The 16,948-nt window shown below is 71.5% G+C and carries 13 protein-coding genes and 1 pseudogene; 6 read left to right on the top strand and 8 right to left on the bottom strand.

Annotated features, from left to right (window positions below; genetic code table 11):
* Positions 1-89: 89 nt before the first annotated feature.
* Complete coding sequence (locus ABZT93_RS24960) at positions 90-539, top strand: nitroreductase family deazaflavin-dependent oxidoreductase (protein WP_356108267.1); 450 nt, start codon at positions 90-92, stop codon at positions 537-539.
* A gap of 19 nt (positions 540-558) precedes the next feature.
* Here the strand turns inward: ABZT93_RS24960 and ABZT93_RS24955 are convergent, their stop codons facing one another.
* On the bottom strand, positions 559-1,764 hold the full coding sequence (locus ABZT93_RS24955) for a geranylgeranyl reductase family protein (RefSeq protein ID WP_356108518.1): 1,206 nt from the start codon (positions 1,762-1,764) through the stop codon (positions 559-561).
* Between the two features lie 214 nt (positions 1,765-1,978).
* Between ABZT93_RS24955 and ABZT93_RS24950 the strand changes: the two genes are divergently transcribed.
* Both ABZT93_RS24950 and ABZT93_RS24945 read left to right on the top strand, forming a co-directional pair.
* The gene (locus tag ABZT93_RS24950) at positions 1,979-3,334 is read left to right on the top strand and encodes a dipeptidase (RefSeq protein ID WP_356108264.1); all 1,356 of its coding nucleotides are present in this window, start codon (positions 1,979-1,981) and stop codon (positions 3,332-3,334) included.
* Positions 3,335-3,659: 325 nt separating this feature from the next.
* Complete coding sequence (locus ABZT93_RS24945; RefSeq protein WP_356108262.1) at positions 3,660-4,763, top strand: protein kinase family protein; 1,104 nt, start codon at positions 3,660-3,662, stop codon at positions 4,761-4,763.
* Here ABZT93_RS24945 and ABZT93_RS24940 read toward each other — a convergent pair.
* From ABZT93_RS24940 to ABZT93_RS24925, 4 genes and pseudogenes are all read right to left on the bottom strand, one after another.
* Positions 4,664-5,401 (bottom strand): annotated as a pseudogene (locus ABZT93_RS24940) (ABC transporter ATP-binding protein); the annotation flags it as partial. The gene ABZT93_RS24945 and the pseudogene ABZT93_RS24940 overlap by 100 nt on opposite strands.
* On the bottom strand, positions 5,380-6,123 hold the full coding sequence (locus tag ABZT93_RS24935; RefSeq protein ID WP_356108515.1) for an ABC transporter permease: 744 nt from the start codon (positions 6,121-6,123) through the stop codon (positions 5,380-5,382). The pseudogene ABZT93_RS24940 and the gene ABZT93_RS24935, both read right to left, overlap by 22 nt.
* A gap of 489 nt (positions 6,124-6,612) precedes the next feature.
* Positions 6,613-7,653: an NUDIX domain-containing protein gene (locus tag ABZT93_RS24930; protein ID WP_356108260.1), complete on the bottom strand. Its 1,041-nt coding sequence runs from the start codon at positions 7,651-7,653 to the stop codon at positions 6,613-6,615.
* 219 nt (positions 7,654-7,872) lie between these two features.
* Positions 7,873-8,067, bottom strand: coding sequence for a hypothetical protein (locus ABZT93_RS24925; protein ID WP_356108258.1), 195 nt, complete (start codon positions 8,065-8,067; stop codon positions 7,873-7,875).
* A 153-nt stretch (positions 8,068-8,220) separates the two neighbouring features.
* On the opposite strand from ABZT93_RS24925, the gene ABZT93_RS24920 reads away from it, so the two are divergent.
* Complete coding sequence (locus ABZT93_RS24920; protein WP_356108255.1) at positions 8,221-10,236, top strand: NPCBM/NEW2 domain-containing protein; 2,016 nt, start codon at positions 8,221-8,223, stop codon at positions 10,234-10,236.
* An 83-nt stretch (positions 10,237-10,319) separates the two neighbouring features.
* Here the strand turns inward: ABZT93_RS24920 and ABZT93_RS24915 are convergent, their stop codons facing one another.
* Positions 10,320-11,270, bottom strand: a complete 951-nt coding sequence (locus ABZT93_RS24915) for an ROK family protein (protein WP_356108252.1) — start codon at positions 11,268-11,270, stop codon at positions 10,320-10,322.
* A gap of 194 nt (positions 11,271-11,464) precedes the next feature.
* On the opposite strand from ABZT93_RS24915, the gene ABZT93_RS24910 reads away from it, so the two are divergent.
* A complete protein-coding gene (locus tag ABZT93_RS24910) occupies positions 11,465-12,514 on the top strand; it encodes a LacI family DNA-binding transcriptional regulator (RefSeq protein ID WP_356108249.1) in 1,050 nt (349 codons plus the stop codon).
* Positions 12,515-12,521: 7 nt separating this feature from the next.
* Positions 12,522-13,334: a hypothetical protein gene (locus tag ABZT93_RS24905; protein WP_356108247.1), complete on the top strand. Its 813-nt coding sequence runs from the start codon at positions 12,522-12,524 to the stop codon at positions 13,332-13,334.
* On the opposite strand, the gene ABZT93_RS24900 is transcribed toward ABZT93_RS24905, so the two are convergent.
* A complete protein-coding gene (locus ABZT93_RS24900) occupies positions 13,280-15,319 on the bottom strand; it encodes a protein kinase (protein ID WP_356108245.1) in 2,040 nt (679 codons plus the stop codon). The two genes, ABZT93_RS24905 and ABZT93_RS24900, sit on opposite strands and share 55 nt — an antisense overlap.
* A 135-nt stretch (positions 15,320-15,454) precedes the next feature.
* Positions 15,455-16,759, bottom strand: a complete 1,305-nt coding sequence (locus ABZT93_RS24895; protein ID WP_356108242.1) for an aldolase — start codon at positions 16,757-16,759, stop codon at positions 15,455-15,457.
* Between the last annotated feature and the right edge of the window lie 189 nt (positions 16,760-16,948).

Here is a 16,948-nt window from a genome sequence, read left to right as displayed (position 1 = left end):
GAGCACTGCTCTTGCTTTGGGACGCCGGACCGTGCAGACTGATCCCACCGAAAGCGAGAGCACCGCTCTCTCAACCGATGGGGGTCACCATGTCGTCGCCTTACTACCTCAAGGGCAGCCCGCTCAACGTCCGCCTCAACAGCGTCATCGGCTGGCTCGCCCGGCACGGCTTCAGTTTCGCGGGGACGGCGGAGATGTCGGTGCGCGGCCGCAAGAGCGGGCAGATGCAGCGGATCCCGGTCAACCCGCACACGTACGAGGGCGGGCAGTACCTGGTCTCGGCGCGCGGCCACTCCCAGTGGGTGCGCAACATGCGTGCCGCGGGCGGCGGGGAACTGCGGGTCGGCCGCAAGGTGCGGGAGTTCACCGCGGTGGAGCTTCCCGACGCGGAGAAGCTCCCGATCCTGCGGACCTACCTGGAGAAGTGGGGCTGGGAGGTCAACCAGTACTTCCAGGGCGTGACCGCCAAGTCCTCCGACGAGGAGATCATCGCGGCCGCCACGGACCACCCGGTCTTCCGGATCACGGTCAAGAAGTGACCCGCAAGGAAGGCACAGGTCAGGACGTGGCCTCGCCCTCCGCGGCGCGCTCGGCCGGACGCGGGTCCAGCGCAGCCAGCGCCCGCTGGGCCATCGGCCGGCCGCGGACGAGCTCGCCCAGGGAGGTCGCGCCCTGGGTGATGTCCTTGAACGCGTTCCACGCGGGCCGGAAACCCGTCAGCGCCGCGTGGAACAGGCCGGGCCGGCGCTCGAACGCGGTCAGCATCCGCTTGCCGACGCTCATCTCGACGCCGAGGCCCGCCTTGACGGCAAACGCGTAGTTCAGCGCCTGGCGCCGGGTGTCCACCGCGTCGTGGGCCTCCGCGATCCGGACCGCCCACTCCCCCGCGAGCCGCCCTGAACGCAGCGCGAAGGAGATGCCCTCGCGGGTCCACGGCTCAAGGAGCCCCGCCGCGTCACCGCAGACCAGCACCCGCCCGCGCGAGAGCGGCGAGTCGTCCGCACGGCAGCGGGTCAGGTGGCCGGAGGAGATGCTCGGTTCGAACCCGGCGAGACCGAGCCGCCCGATGAAGTCCTCCAGGTACCGCTTGGTGGCCGCGCCTTCACCACGCGCCGAGATCACCCCGACCGTCAGGGTGTCGCCCTTCGGGAAGACCCAGCCGTAACTGCCGGGCATCGGGCCCCAGTCGATGAGCACCCGCCCTTTCCAGTCCTCGGCGACGGTCTCCGGCACCGGGATCTCCGCCTCCAGGCCGAGGTCCACCTGGTCGAGCTTCACCCCCACATGCGCGCCTATCCGGCTGGCGCTGCCGTCGGCCCCGACGACCGCCCGCGCGAGCACCGTCTCGCCGCCCTGGAGGAGCACGGCGACCGTGCGCCGGTCCGGCACCGCCGAGCCGTGCTGCTCGACCCGCTGCACGGTGACGCCGGTGCGCAGCTCGGCGCCCGCCTTCTGGGCGTGCTCGACGAGCTGCTGGTCGAACTCGGGTCGGTTGATCAGCCCGAACAGCATCTGCTTGGAGCGCCGGGTCCGTGTGAAGCGGCCGTTGTTCGAGAAGGTGACCGCGTGCACCCGGTCCCGGAAGGGCAGCTCGAAGCCGGGCGGCAACGCGTCCCGTGAGGGACCGATGATGCCGCCGCCGCACGTCTTGTACCGCGGCAGCTCGGCCTTCTCCAGCAGCAGCACACGCCGCCCCGCGACCGCCGCCGCGTACGCGGCCGAGGCGCCCGCGGGTCCCGCGCCCACCACGACGACGTCCCACACCCGCTGCGCGTCGTCCTGCCCGCCGTCCGCCGAAGCGTCGTCCGCCGAAGTGCCGTCCGCCGAAGAGTTCTCGCTGCTCACGATGGTCTGCTGCTCCCGATCAAGCCGTTGCCGCACCTGTCTCCCGCATCCTACGGCGGGCCCGCCCACAGACCACTGTGGGAGGATCTACGGCACTCACAGGTACAACGTCGCACCCACAAGGAGCGTGCCCATGTCGTCGAATCCGGTCGCCGAGACCGTCGCCTCGCTGATGCCGAGGGCGCGGGCGGAGCTCACCGAACTGGTGGCGTTCAAGTCGGTGGCGGACTTCGACCAGTTCCCGAAGAGCGAGAGCGAGGCCGCCGCCCACTGGGTCGCGGACGCGCTCACCGCCGAGGGATTCCAGGACGTGGCCCTGCTCGACACCCCGGACGGCACCCAGTCGGTGTACGGCTACCTGCCCGGCCCGGAGGGTGCGAAGACCGTCCTCCTGTACGCCCACTACGACGTGCAGCCTCCGCTGGACGAGGCCGGCTGGACCACCCCGCCCTTCGAGCTCACCGAACGCGACGGCCGCTGGTACGGGCGCGGGGCCGCCGACTGCAAGGGCGGTGTGATCATGCACCTGCTCGCGCTGCGCGCCCTGAAGGCGAACGGCGGGGTTCCGGTCCACGTCAAGTTCATCGCCGAGGGCTCGGAGGAGCAGGGCACGGGCGGCCTGGAGCGGTACGCCGAGGCGCATCCCGCGCTCCTGGAGGCGGACACCATCGTCATCGGCGACGCGGGCAACTTCCGCGTCGGCCTCCCGACGGTCACCGCCACCCTGCGCGGCATGACCCTGATGCGCGTCCAGGTCGACACCCTCGCGGGCAACCTCCACTCGGGCCAGTTCGGCGGCGCCGCCCCCGACGCGCTGGCCGCGCTGATCCGCGTCCTGGACTCGCTGCGCGGGAAGGACGGCACGACCACGATCGACGGGCTCACGCCGGACGCGTCCTGGGACGGCCTCCAGTACGACGAGGAGCTGTTCCGGGCGGACGCCAAGGTCCTGGACGGCGTCGAGCTGATCGGTGACGGCACGGTCGCCGACCGCATCTGGGCCCGCCCGGCCGTGACGGTCCTCGGCATCGACTGCCCGCCGGTCGTCGGCGCCACCCCGTCCGTGCAGGCGAGCGCCCGCGCGCTGATCAGCCTGCGGGTGCCACCGGGCATCGACGCGGCCGAGGCGACCAAGCTGCTCCAGGCGCACCTGGAGAGGCACACGCCGTGGGGCGCGCGGGTGCGCACGGAGCAGATCGGCCAGGGCCAGCCGTTCCGCGCGGACACCACCAGCCCGGCGTACGCGGCGATGGCCGACGCGATGGCGGTGGCCTACCCGGGCCAGGAGATGCAGTACGCCGGCCAGGGCGGTTCCATCCCCCTGTGCAACACCCTCGCGTCGCTCTACCCGCACGCCGAGATCCTCCTCATCGGCCTGAGCGAGCCGGAGGCCCAGATCCACGCGGTGAACGAGAGTGTCTCCCCTCAGGAGCTGGAGCGACTGTCGGTGGCCGAGGCCCTGTTCCTGCGCAACTACGCGGCGAGCTGATCCGACGGCTCTGCTGTCGGCGGAAGGCCCTCGTCCGCGGGACGGGGGCCTTCTGCGCTTCCCGGCGGGCCAGTCCCCTCTCCGGCGCGACGGTGACGAGTCCACACCGACGCCGCCCCGGCCGGATCCGCCGCGTCGATCGCTGCCCAGTCCGCCTCGTCGATCGCCGCCTGGAAGCGCTCCATCTCCCCGAGCACGAAGCGCTGTTCACCGGGACGCCGTCGCCGTCTCGCCTGGCGACGGGAACGTGATGCTCGGCGTGTTCAACGGACCGGGTCCAAGCCGGACCTCGCGTGTTCGGCCACGGAGGACCGATCATGGGGCCATGGTCTCCCCCACCCGTCTCAACGCCCACGCCGACACCGCCACCTCCCTCGCCCTCCTGAGCGACCACGCACTCGCCGACCTCGCGGCATCCGGCACACCGGCAGGTACCGGCATCGGCGGGCGGGCGACCCTGCTGGAAGTGGACGGCGTACGGATCTTCGTGAAGCAGGTGCCACTCACCGCCACCGAGCTCGAGCCGGACCACGTCCGCTCCACCGTGAACCTCTTCGACCTGCCTCCCCACTTCCACTATGGCGTCGGCGCGATCGGCAGCCCCGGCTTCGGCGCCTGGCGTGAGCTGGCCGTGCACGAGATGACGACCGGCTGGGTGCGCTCGGGCAAGTTTCCGGGCTTCCCGCTGCTGCACCACTGGCGGGTCCTGCCCGGCCTCCCACAGCCACTCCCCCGCGAACTCGCCGACGTGGAGCGGTGCGTGGCCTACTGGGGCGGTGGCCGCGAGCGCGTCGAGGCCCTGCGCACGGCGCCCACGAGCCTGACCCTGTTCCTGGAGTACGTGCCGCACACCCTCCACGACTGGTTCTCCGCCCAACTGCGCACGGAGGACGCCGAGTCGGCCTGCGCTCTCGTGGAGCAGGGCCTCGAAGCCGTCACCGGATTTCTCCGGGAGCAGCAACTCGTCCACTTCGACGCCCACTTCGGCAACATCCTCACCGACGGACACCGGCTCTACCTGACCGACTACGGGCTGTCCTTGTCGAGCCGCTTCCAACTCGACCCGCAGGAACGCGACTTCCACGACCGCCACCAGGGCTACGACCGGGCCTATGCCCTCTCCTATCTGGTGCACTGGCTGGTCGTCGACCAGTACGGCCTCGGCCGGGACGAGCGCGAGGAGTTCATCCGCGCATGCGCCGACGGCAGACGCCCCGAGGAGATCCCCGCAGCGGCGGCCGCACTCATCTCGCGGCACGCCCGACTGGCAGTCGTGGTGGGCGACTTCAACCGGCGACTGGAACAGAAGAGCAGGCTCACCCCGTACCCTCACGACGACGTCGAGGCACTGTCCTCCAGCGCGGTCAGGGCCGGATCGAGCACGATGTCCTCCTCGCGGGCCTCGACACTCGGCTCCTCCGGGAAGTGACAGGCTGTCAGGTGACCCTTCGCGTTCCCCGCCACCCGCACCAACGGGGGTTCCTCGGTCGCGCACCTGTCCTGGGCCTTCCAGCAGCGAGTGCGGAAGCGGCAACCGGACGGCGGGTCCACCGGCGAGGGCACGTCCCCGGCGAGCCGGATACGTTCGCGGCGCCGGGTGCCGTCCGGGTCGGCCTCGGGGACCGCGGACAGCAGCGCGTGGGTGTAGGGGTGCCGTGGCCGCGTGTACAGCGTCTGCCGGTCGGCGACCTCGACGATCTTGCCGAGGTACATCACGGCGACCCGCTCGCAGAAGTGCCGTACGACGGCGAGGTCGTGGGCGATGAAGACGAAAGCGATGCCGAACTCCCGCTGGAGGTCCTGGAGCAGGTTGACGATCTGCGCCTGGATGGACACGTCCAGCGCCGACACCGGCTCGTCGGCCACGATGAGTTTGGGCCGCAGCGCGAGGGCGCGGGCGATGCCGATCCGCTGGCGCCGGCCGCCGGAGAACTCGTTCGGGTAGCGGTTGTAGTGCTCGGGGTTGAGGCCGACCGTCTCCAGGAGTTCCTGGGCCCGCTTCTTGTGGCCCTGGGGCGGGTTGATGCCGTTGAGCCGCATCGGTGTCACGACGATCGTTCCGACCGTGACAGGGCCGCCTCGGTGGTGATGTTCTGCGGGACGGCCAGCGCGAAGGAGATCAGGACCGGCGCCCACAGGTTCGGCAGCAGTTGCCGGAAGAGGATGTGCCACCGCCCGGCGCTCATGATCCGCGCGGCGTCGACGAACTCCCGCTCGCGCAGCGACAGGACCTGCCCGCGCACCAGCCGGGCGGTGTAGGCCCAGGCGAACACCGCGATGTTCAGCACGAGGACCAGCAGCCGGAGGTTCTCGTCGGTGCCGCCGTGGCTGTCGGTCTGCATCGCGTTCTGGATGACCGGGGTCAGCGCGATGATGAACAGCAGCTGCGGGAAGGCCAGCATCACGTCCATGATCCGCGACAGCACCGAGTCGACCCAGCCGCCGGAGTACCCCGCCGCGAGGCCGGCCACGACCCCCACGACGGTGGACAGGACGGCCGAGGCGAAGCCGACGAACAGCGAGGTGCGCAGGCCGTGGACGATCCGGGCGCAGAGGTCGTAGCCCGTGCCCGGTTCGACCCCCAGCAGGTGGGTGAGGCTGATGCCGCCCAGCGCCCCGCGCGGGAAGTTGCCGGTGTCCGGGTCGATCGCCTTGCCGTCGGGGGTGATCGGCCCCCAGCCGGTGATCGCCGTCAGGACCGGGGCCAGCAGCGCGATCAGGATGAAGAGCACGGTGATCACGAACGCGGCCATGGTGACCTTGTCCCGTCTGATGCGCCGCCAGGCCATCCGGGCGGGCGAGCGCCCGGTGATGACCGTGCCGTCGCTCCGTGGGTCCGGCGACGGTTCACCGGCTCGCATGGTGCCGGTGTCGGCGGGCATCGGCTGCTGTTGCGTCGTCATCGTGCGGACGTCCTGGGTATGTGCGGGGCCGACGCGGGTTTGTGGCCGTCGCCGGAGGACGGGGTCTCGTCATGGGGCTGTTCCCTGGGGGAAAGGCTTCGGTCGCCGGCCGTTGTCGGCGCCGTGAGACTGAGCGGACTGTCGCAACGGGCCGAGAGGCCGGTCAAGGCGGAAAATGACCGAAAAAGGGATTGTTTGCGCTCCTTGCCAAGAGTTGACGAGGGTGGGAAGTTTCGTTAGTTCTGGCATGGAGGTACCGCGACGATTCCCTTGGCGGCTTCTCGCACTCCGCTTGCCTGACTCGAACATGCCTCGCACAGCCTCGGACACGGCGAAGCCCCGTCGGCCGTGCATGCCGACGGGGCCTTCCCGGTCTCAGGCGGTCGGAATCCCGGCTTCCAGGTACAGCGCCGCCCCTCGCTCCCGGGCCCGCAGCGCCCACCTCAACCGCTCGTAGCGCACCGGCGGCAGCAGCTCCGCGGCCTCCTCCTCGCTGGCGAAACACCAGCCGCGCAGTTCGGGGCCGGGCAGCAGGACCTGGTGCGCCTCGGTGGAGTCGAGGCGGCCGCCGTCGAAGAGGAGGCGCAGTCCGCCGTATCCGGGAGGCGCGGGCGGTTCCCAGTCGACGACCAGGAGCCGGGGTACGTCCTCCAGCCGGATGCCGGTCTCCTCGGCGACCTCGCGCATCCCGGCCTGCGCGGGCGCCTCGCCCTGTTCGACCACACCGCCGGGGAACTCCCAGCCGGCCTTGTAGGTGGGGTCGACGAGCAGCACCCGGTCCTGCTCGTCGAAGAGGAGGACCCCGGCAGCCACCGTCTCGGCGGTGGGCTCAGGGGTCTGCACGATGTCGCATGCGGGCACCGTCCCGGTACCGAGATCCTCGGCGATGCGGGCGGCCGTCTCGTACGGGGTGAGCGCGCTGCTGTCGATCAGATGGGCGTCGGCGGTGAGCCAGGAGGCGAGGGCGGCCCGGTAGGGCTCGATGTGGTCGTACGCCCAGTGCCCCTGCCCCGTCGCGCCGAGCGGAAGGGTCGGCGGGGTCTCCCGCCCGGCTATTCGTTCTCGCAGGATCGTTTCCGCCGGAGCGAGGAGAATGTGCCGGACACTGATCCGGCGGGCGGCGAGGCCGCCGAAGATCTCGTCGCGGTACTCCTGGCGCAGCAGGGTCATGGGGACCACGAGGGTCCCGCCCAGTTCGGCGAGCATCGCGGCCGCCGTGTCGATCACCAGGCGTCGCCAGATCGGCAGGTCCTGGAAGTCGCCGACCTCGGTGAGGTGTTTGGGCGGCAGCAGACGCACGACCGCCGCGCCGATGTCCTCGGGGTCGAAGAGCGTGCTGTTCGGGATCAGTTCGATCAGTTCCCGTGCGGTGGTGGTCTTCCCCGCACCGAACGCGCCGTTGATCCAGACGATCACGGACTCCCCCTCTTCTGTTTGGCCCCCTGTGGCTTGCCCGTTCCACCCTGCCACGGAAACCAGCCGCAGATGAGGGCGCACGAACGCGGCACCGGGACCCCTCGCCGGAGGGGCCCCGGTGCCGCCGGTGCCGTGCGGATCCCGGCTCCCTGGCCCGGCACGCCGCCTCGCTGGAGGCGACCGCCGCCGAGTCCCCGCCGCCGAGTCGTGCGGTCCTCGTCAGCCGCCCTGCCCGAGGGCGGTCCCGTCCAGGCCCTCCAGGCTCTCGTCGGCGACGGTGTGATCGACGGTGCTGAGGGTCTTGTCGACGTCGGGGCGCTCGAGGTCCTCAGCCAGGGCGTGCGAGGGAGTGATCGCCGCGACGACGAAGCCGGTGGCGAGGGAGGCGATGGCGAGCATGCTGCGCTTCTTCATGGCCTGATCAACGGCACCGGACGGTTTGGGTCACGCTGCCGTTCGCCGTGCCACTCCCTTCCACCACAGTCCAACACGTCCTAACGTAAACGCCCACATGATGACGCGTACATGCCGTCATCGCACCTTCCGCTGGTTCGGAGGAACGTAACGATGCGTCACCTTCACACCCGCACGACCCGCCGAAGGATGGTCGCCGCACTCACGGTGCTGGCGTTCGCGGTGCCCGGGGCGGCTCCCGCCGTCGCGGGCGAGGAGAGCACGGACTCACCCGCCCTGGCCGACGGTCTGGCCCTCACCCCGCCCATGGGCTTCAACAACTGGAACTCCACCCACTGCCGTGCCGAGTTCAACGAGTCCATGGTCAAGGGGATCGCGGACATCTTCGTCGACAAGGGCCTCAAGGACGCCGGGTACCAGTACGTCAACCTCGACGACTGCTGGGCCCTGCCGAACCGGGACGCCGACGGCAAACTCGTCCCGGACCCGGCCCGCTTCCCCAACGGGATCAAGGCCGTCGCCGACTATGTGCACTCCAAGGGGCTCAAACTCGGCATCTACACCAGCGCGGGCACCAAGACCTGCGACAGCGTCGGTTTCCCGGGCGCCCTGGGCCACGAGTACAGCGACGCCCAGCAGTTCGCCGACTGGGGCGTCGACTACCTCAAGTACGACAACTGCAACAACCAGGGCGTGGACGCCAAGCAGCGCTACACGACCATGCGCGACGCCCTCGCGGCGACCGGCAGACCAATCGTCTACAGCATCTGCGAATGGGGCCAGAACAAGCCCTGGGAGTGGGCCTCGGACGTCGGCCACCTGTGGCGCACCACCGGCGACATCAGCGACAGCTGGGGCTCGATGCTGTCGATCCTCAAGCAGAACCTGCCGCTGGCGCCGCACGCCGGCCCCGGCCACTGGAACGACCCCGACATGCTGGAAGTCGGCAACGGCGGCATGACGGACACCGAGTACCGCTCGCACTTCTCGATGTGGTCGGTCATGGCCGCGCCCCTGCTCATCGGCAGCGACCTGCGCTCGGCCTCCGCGGCGACCTTCGAGATCCTCGCGAACAAGGAGGTCATCGCCGTCGACCAGGACCCGCTGGGCAGGCAGGGCGCCGTGGTCTCCTCCGAGGGCGGGCGCTGGGTCGTCGCCAAGGAGATGGAGGACGGCAGCCGTACGGTCGCCCTGTTCAACGAGTCGAGCAGCCCCCAGCGCATCGCCACCACCGCCGCGGCCGTCGGCCTGCCCGGCGCCGACGCGTACACCCTGCGGGACCTGTGGCAGCACCGTAGCTACAACACCGCGGGCACGATCTCGGCGACCGTCCCCGCGCACGGCACGGTTCTCGTACGGGTCACCGCCGACCGCAGGTGGCGGCAGTACCCGCCCGCTGTCGAACTCGGCCTGGACGGAAGCCCGTTGATCCAGGCGGGCACACCTGCCGCACTGACGACCACGGTCACCGACCTGGGACGTACCCCGGCCAGGCAGGTCTCCGTACGGCTGTCCGGCCCCGAGGGCTGGACCGTGAAGGCGGCCTCGCCGACCTCCGCCGCGGCCCTGCCCACGGGCCGTTCGCTGCACACGAAGTGGTCGCTCACCGCTCCCCCGGGGACGCCGACGGGGTCGTACGACCTGACGCTCAGGGCGAGTTACCGCTCACCGACCGGTGTCCGGGTCGACAGCACCCTGCCCTTCGGCGCGACCGTGGTGGTACCGCCGCCCTCGGGCACCTCCGGCCTCGGTGATCTGCCGTGGCTGTCGGCCGCCAACGGCTACGGCCCCGTCGAACGCAACACCAGCAACGGGGAGAGCGCCGCGGGAGACGGACATCCGATCACGATCGGCGGGGTGGTGTACGCCAAGGGGCTCGGGGTGCACGCGGAGAGCTCCGTCGAGTACTACACGGGCGCGGCCTGCGAGACGGTCACCGCACAGGTCGGCGTGGACGACGAGAAGGGCGCGAACGGCACCGTCGCCTTCGAGGTGTGGGCGGACGGCACGAAGGTGGCATCCACCGGCGTCCTGACCAACGCCATGCCGGCCCAGCCGCTCACCGCGGACGTCACCGGCGCCCGGCTGGTCCGGCTGGTCGTCACCGACGGCGGTGACGGCATCGACTCGGACCACGCCGACTGGGGCGACGCGCAGCTGAGCTGCTGAGAGCCGCCGTACACACGCGGCGGCCGGACCCGGCTCCGCCGGCCGCCGCGTGAACGTTTCTCTCGCACCTGTCGGCGGGGTCGTCAGGCCACCGCGGCCGTGTCGGTCCGCTTCGCCAGGGCCGCCGCGGCCGCCCCGACCAGCCCGGCGTCCGTGCCCATCTGCGCGGGCACGATCGTCAGGCGCTGGACGAAGGACAGGGTCGCGTAGTCGGCCAGCGCCTTGCGCAGGGGTTCGAACAGGACGTCACCCGCTTTGCCGACCCCGCCGCCGATGACCGCGATGTCGATCTCCACGAGGGTCGCCGTGGCCGCGATGCCGGCGGCCAGTGCCTGCGCCGCCCGCGCGAAGGAGGCCACGGCGACCGGGTCGCCGCCCCGGGCCGCGTCGGCCACCGCGGCGGCGGACGTGTCGCCGTCGGGACCGGGCCGCCAGCCGTTCTCCAGCGCGCGCCGGGCGATGTTCGGACCGCTGGCTATGCGCTCCACGCAGCCGCGCCCGCCGCACGGGCACAGGTCACCGTCGAGCTCTACGCTGATGTGCCCGATGTGACCGGCGTTGCCGGTGGGCCCGGCGTGCAGTTGACCGTTCAGCACCAGGCCGCCGCCGACCCCGGTCGACACGACCATGCACAGCGCGTTGTCGTGCCCGCGGGCGGCCCCCTGCCAGTGTTCCGCCGCCGTGATGGCCACCCCGTCGCCGATCAGCTCCACGGGGAGTCCACCGGCCGCCTCCCGGACCCTGCGGACCAGCGGGAAGTCGCGCCAGCCCGGTACGTTCACCGGGCTCACGGTGCCGGTGGAGGCGTCCACCGGGCCCGCGCTGCCGATGCCGAGGGCGCCCGCGCGCCCCCACAGCGGCGAGGCCGTGAGCTCGCCGAGGGTCTCCTCGACGGCACGCATCACGCTCTCGCCGTCCTCCTGCGCCGGCGTGGCGCGCTGGGCGCGGAGCAGGATCCGGCCGTGGCCGTCCACCAGCGCTCCGGCGATCTTGGTGCCGCCGATGTCGAGCGCAGCCACGAGGTCGGTGTGCATCAGTGTCAGTTCTCCCCGGTCAACCTTGAGGAATGGACAGGCCGGTCTCGCGGTGGGGCGCCGGCCGACAGATTGCGGTGGACAGTGTCTCCCGCATCTGACAACGTTGTCCAGGCTCTATGCTCGACGCCACATCCTCATACAAAATCATGGCCCGCCGCATCCCCGTCGACCACAGGACAGGAAGCCGTATCGTGCCCGACATCCACAGCCGAGCAGACCGCCTCGCCACGACCCGGTACGGCAACCGCCCGACCATGAAGGACGTGGCCGCGCGAGCCGGCGTCGGACTCAAGACGGTCTCCCGCGTGGTCAACGGCGAACCGGGGGTCACACCCGAGACGGAACACCGGGTCCGGGAGGCCATCGAGGCCCTCGGCTTCCGCCGCAACGACAGCGCGCGTGTGCTGCGCAAGGGCCGTACCGCCAGCATCGGCCTGGTCCTGGAGGACCTCGCCGACCCGTTCTACGGCCCGCTCAGCCGCGCGGTGGAAGAGGTGGCCCGGGCCAACGGCGCGCTGCTCATCAACGGCTCCAGCGCCGAGGACCCGGACCGCGAGCAGGAACTGGTACTGGCACTGTGCGCCCGGCGGGTGGACGGCCTGGTGGTCATCCCGGCCGGTGACGACCACCGTTATCTGGAGCCCGAGCTGAAGGCGGGCGTCGCCACGGTGTTCGTGGACCGTCCGGCGGGCCGGATCGACGCCGACGTGGTCCTCTCCGACAACTTCGGCGGTGCCCGCGACGCCGTGGCCCACCTCATCGCGCACGGCCACCGGCGGATCGGCTTCATCGGTGACATGCCCCGCATCCACACGGCCGCGGAGCGACTGCGCGGATACCGGGCCGCCATGGAGGACGCCGGCATCGAGGTGACGGACGCCTGGACGTCGCTGGGCGTGACCGACCCCCAGCGGGTGCGCCGGGCGGCCGAGGACATGCTCTCGGGCCCCTCCCCCGTCACCGCGATCTTCACCGGAAACAACCGGGTGACAGTGACCGTGATCCGGGTCCTCGCCGAACACACCCGCCGCGTCGCCCTCGTCGGCTTCGACGACATCGAACTCGCCGATCTGCTCCAGCCGGGCGTCACGGTCGTCGCCCAGGACGCGGCGACGCTGGGGCGTACGGCTGCTGAGCGGCTGTTCCGCCAACTGGACGGCACGCTGCTGACGCCGGAGCGGATCGAACTTCCGACGCGACTGATCACCCGGGGCTCGGGCGAGCTGCCGCCGGCGGACTGAGCGACCGATGGACGGCTTCACTCTGAAGGCACTCGGCCTGGCCGAGGCCCCTCGCGATCACCCGCTGCGGTATCCCGGTGCCTGGCCGGCGGACTCCGCGCTGCTCGACGGTGACCGGTTGGTACCCCTCGACCGGCCGTTGCCCCTGGACCGGTGGCGGCGCGAGGACCGCGCTCCCGTCCTCGCGGTCGGCTCCAACGCCAGTCCGGGGCAACTGCGGCACAAGATGGCCGAGTTCGCGATCACCTCACCGGTCCCGATGGTGAAGGCACGGGTAACCGGCGTCGACGTGGGCGTGTCCGCGCACGTGAGCCGCATGGGATACGTGTCGGCGTCTCCCTTCCACGCCCCGGACGCCGTACGGGAGTTGTTCGTCATCTGGCTGGACACCGAGCAGCTCGCGGTGATCGACGCGAGCGAGGGCGTGCCACTGCCGCACGGCAACTACGGGCGCGCCTGGCTGCCCGCCCCCGAGGTGCGGGTCGAGCTGCCCGGCGGCGTCACGCTGCCGGGCGTCCACTCGTACGTCAACCGCCACGGCGTCCTGCACGACGGCACCGGCGCCCCGCGCACCCATCCCGGCCAGCGGGAGCTGCTGACCGAACTCCTCGTGGGATCGGCCCGGTTGCGGGAGCTGTTCGGCGTCACGCCGAAGGAGTTCGTGGCCCGGGCCCGCGCCGACCGGCACCTGTGCGAGGCGGGGACCCGGCTGTTCGCCGACGAGAAGCGGGTCACGGAGTCCGGCCTGGAGCGGTACGTGAGGGTTCAGCAGACCGGGAGTCCCGGCACCGGCTCGTCGTTGTTGCCGCCCTTGAGGTAGACGTCGCTGACGTACACGCCGGTGTTGCCGCTGTCGTCGTCCGTCTTCGCCCACCAGACGTTGGTCCACCCGCCGGACGTCTCGCGGCGGCCCAGATTCGACTGGCAGTAGAAGTAGTTGGTGCCCGCGTTGAGGACACCGGCCTCGGCGCCGGAGGCGGTGTAGGACTTGGCGGTCTTCCAGACGGTGCAGTTGTACTTGCCGCCGCCGATGGCGGTGCAGGCCGGGGCCGGAGCCGGGGTGCCGGAGTCTCCGTCCCCGGTCGTACCGCCGTCCCCGGAACCGCTGCCGCCCGCGTCGTCGCCACCCGAGCCGCCACCGGAAGACTTCGCCGTGGAGGATGCGGAGGCACGGCTCGTGGGTTCGGCGCCCCCGTCCTTGCCCGGTGTCTCCTTGGCGCTCGGGGTCTTCTCGGCGTCCCCGTCCGTCAGCGCGGCGCTGCCCGAAGGGTCGGCGTCGGTACGGGCGGACGCGGAGACGGAGGCAGACTCACTCGTGCCGGACGCGATCGGCCGGGCGTCGGCCTCGGCCTTGCCCGAGTTGTTCATCAGCGCGACGGCCGTGCCGGCCACCGCGAGAACGGCCGCGACGGCCGCGGCGGCGAGCAGGGCGCGCCTGTTGCGACGGGGGGTGCGGGAGGGGGCCATGGGGGTGGTGTCACGAGACATCCCGTAGCTGTGCGCCGAAGGTTGCGCAGGGGCGGCGGACGTCCCCGAGCCGTGTGCCGGAGCGCCGCCTTGAGAGGGGGTACCGAAGCCGTGCTCCGGCGGGCCGGACTGTCCCTCGGCACCCTGGGCGGCGGATCTCACCCACCAGGCCGCCGGGGCCTCGACCTGCCCTGTAGCACCCGCGGCAGGCTGCCCCTGACCGTGCTGCTCGACGGCACCGGTGTCCGGGACACCCGGCGTGCCCTGCCCGGAAGTCCCCGGCACTGAGGCCGCCGCGGGTCCCGTCGGCTGTGCGGTCCCGGCCGTTTCGCGTTCACCCCGGCCCTGGACCGGCGCAGCGCCTTGCGCCGCGTCCGGACCGGACGGCTCCGGAACGTCGGGGACGCTCTCGGCCTGCCCCGCCGGTCCGGCCGTATCCCGCAAGGTCGTCGTGGGGCTGTCCGCCCCGGACCCGCCTCCGTCCGCCACCTCCTGCAGCAGCATGCGCGCCTCCTCGGCCCCCGGGCGGCCCTCGGGCCGCTTGTCCAGCAGGCGCTGGAGTACGGGGCCGAGCGGGCCGGCACGGTGGGACTCGGGAAGCGGTTCACCGACGATCGCGGTGAGCGTGGAGAACGTGGAGGTACGGCGGAACGGTGAGGCCCCCTCGACGGCCGCGTACAGCGTGGCGCCGAGAGCCCATACGTCGGAGGCCGGTCCTGGATCGGCGCCCTGGGCGCGCTCGGGGGCCATGTAGTCCAGGGAACCGACGAGATGGCCGGTGCGGGTGAGGCTGGTGGCCGAACCGTCGCCGGGGTCCTCCATGGTGGCGATGCCGAAGTCGGTGAGCAGGACGCGGCCGGAGCGGTCGAGCAGGATGTTGCCGGGCTTGACGTCCCGGTGCAGTACGCCGGCTTCGTGGGCGGCGGCCAGGGCGTCCATGACCTTGGCGCCGATCCCGGCCGCCTCCCGCGGGTCGAGGGGGCCCTGCCTGCGCAGCACCTGGTCCAGGGAGGGGCCCTCGACCAACTCCATGACGATCAGGGGGCGGCCGTCGACCTCGGCCACGTCGTGCACCGCGACGACTCCGGGATGGCGGACCCGGGCCGCCGCGCGGGCCTCGCGCTGCATCCGCAGCCGCAAATCGGCGAGTTCCGGGCCGTCGGCGTCGGTGTACGTGCGTAGTTCCTTGACGGCGACCTCGCGGCCGAGGACCTCGTCGACGGCCCGCCAGACCACACCCATACCGCCGCGCCCGAGCTGGGCCACGACTCGATAACGCCCGGCCAGAAGCCGACCGAGGTCGTCCTGGCCCTTCCCGCTGCTCTCCCCCGAAGACACCGCTGCCCCGTTCCTGTGACACGTCAATGCGTGCGGTACAGACTACGGGGCAGGGGTGACAACTCCAGTCGGCGGTTGCGACTGTGACAGGTCCGCTACGTCTTCCCCGCCTTCGTGGAGACCATTTCGTGGAGACTATTTCGTGGAGACGGTCAGATCACCTCGCCGGGGCGCCGCGTAGCCCTCCAGGTCGGCCCGGGTCAGGCCGGTCAGCCGGGCGACCTCGCCGATGTCGAGGGCGCCGCAGTCGAGACCGCGCAGCAGATAGCCGCTGAGCGCCTTGGCGGTGGCGGGTTCGTCCATGACGTCACCGCCGACCCGGCCCGCGTACCGGGCGAGTCGGCCGGCGGCCTGCTCGAAGCCCTCGCGGTAGAAGGCGAACACGGCCGCGTACCGGGTGGGGATGTGGCCGGGGTGCATGTCCCAGCCCTGGTAGTAGGCGCGGGCGAGCGCCCGGCGGGTCAGCCCGTAGTGCAGCCGCCAGGCGTCGTGGACCTTCGCGGTGGGGCCGACCGGCAGGATGTTGGTGGAGCCGTCCGAGACCCGTACGCCGGTGCCCGCGGCCGCGACCTGCATGATCGCCTTGGCGTGGTCGGCGGCGGGGTGGTCGCTCGCCTGGTAGGCGGCGGAGACGCCGAGACAGGCGCTGTAGTCGAAGGTGCCGTAGTGCAGTCCGGTGGCGCGGCCCTCGGCGGCCTGGATCATACGGGCGACCGTGGCGGTGCCGTCGGTGGCCAGGATGGACTGGCTGGTCTCGATCTGGATCTCGAAGCCGAGCCGTCCGGAGTCCAGGCCGTGCGCCTTCTCGAAGGCCTCCAGGAGCCGGACGAACGCGCTGACCTGCTCGGCGTAGGTCACCTTGGGCAGAGTCAGCACCAGCCCCTCCGGCAGGCCGCCAGCCGCCATCAGGCCGGTGAGGAAGACGTCGAGGGTCCGGATGCCACGGTCGCGGACGGCGGCCTCCATGCACTTCATGCGGATGCCCATGTACGGCGCCGCCGTGCCGTTCTCGTACGCCTCGGCGATCAGCCGGGCCGCGCGAGCCGCCGTCTCGTCCTCCTCGGCGTCCGGGCGCGGGCCGTAGCCGTCCTCGAAGTCGACACGCAGGTCCTCGATCGGCTCGTGCGCCAGCTTGGCCCGCACGCGCGCGTAGACGGGCTCGGCGAGTTCGTCGGACAGCCCGAGGACGGCTGCGAAGGACGCGGCGTCCGGCGCGTGCTGGTCGAGGGCCTTGAGCGCTTTGTCGCCCCAGGAGCGGATCGTGTCGGCGGCGAAGACGTCGCCGGGGACGTAGACGGTGTGCACGGGCTGGCGGGTGCCGGGGTCTCCGGGGTAGCGGCGCTCCAGTTCGGCGTCGACCGCCGCGAGGGAGGCGCTGATCTCCTCGCTGACGGCACCCGCGAGGCTCGTCGCCACCTGCTCCTGCTGGCCCTGACCCATCCCACACCCTCCTGTTTTCCGCTCTACGGAATCAACAATCCGTAGAGCGAAGTTATCCGCGAAGCTTCCCGACGGTCAACACCCCGTCCACGGCTTGAACCACCGCGTTCATACAAGGTGCCGAGAACCCCTACGCCGTCTACCGCACTCCGGTTCGAACATTCATCCTGTCCCGTCGGGAGGGAAACA

This window comes from Streptomyces sp. NPDC005303 (assembly GCF_040607335.1).
GTDB lineage: Bacteria > Actinomycetota > Actinomycetes > Streptomycetales > Streptomycetaceae > Streptomyces.
The sequence above is the reverse complement of the archived record's forward strand: the minus strand, read 5'-3'. Positions and strand labels throughout refer to the sequence as shown.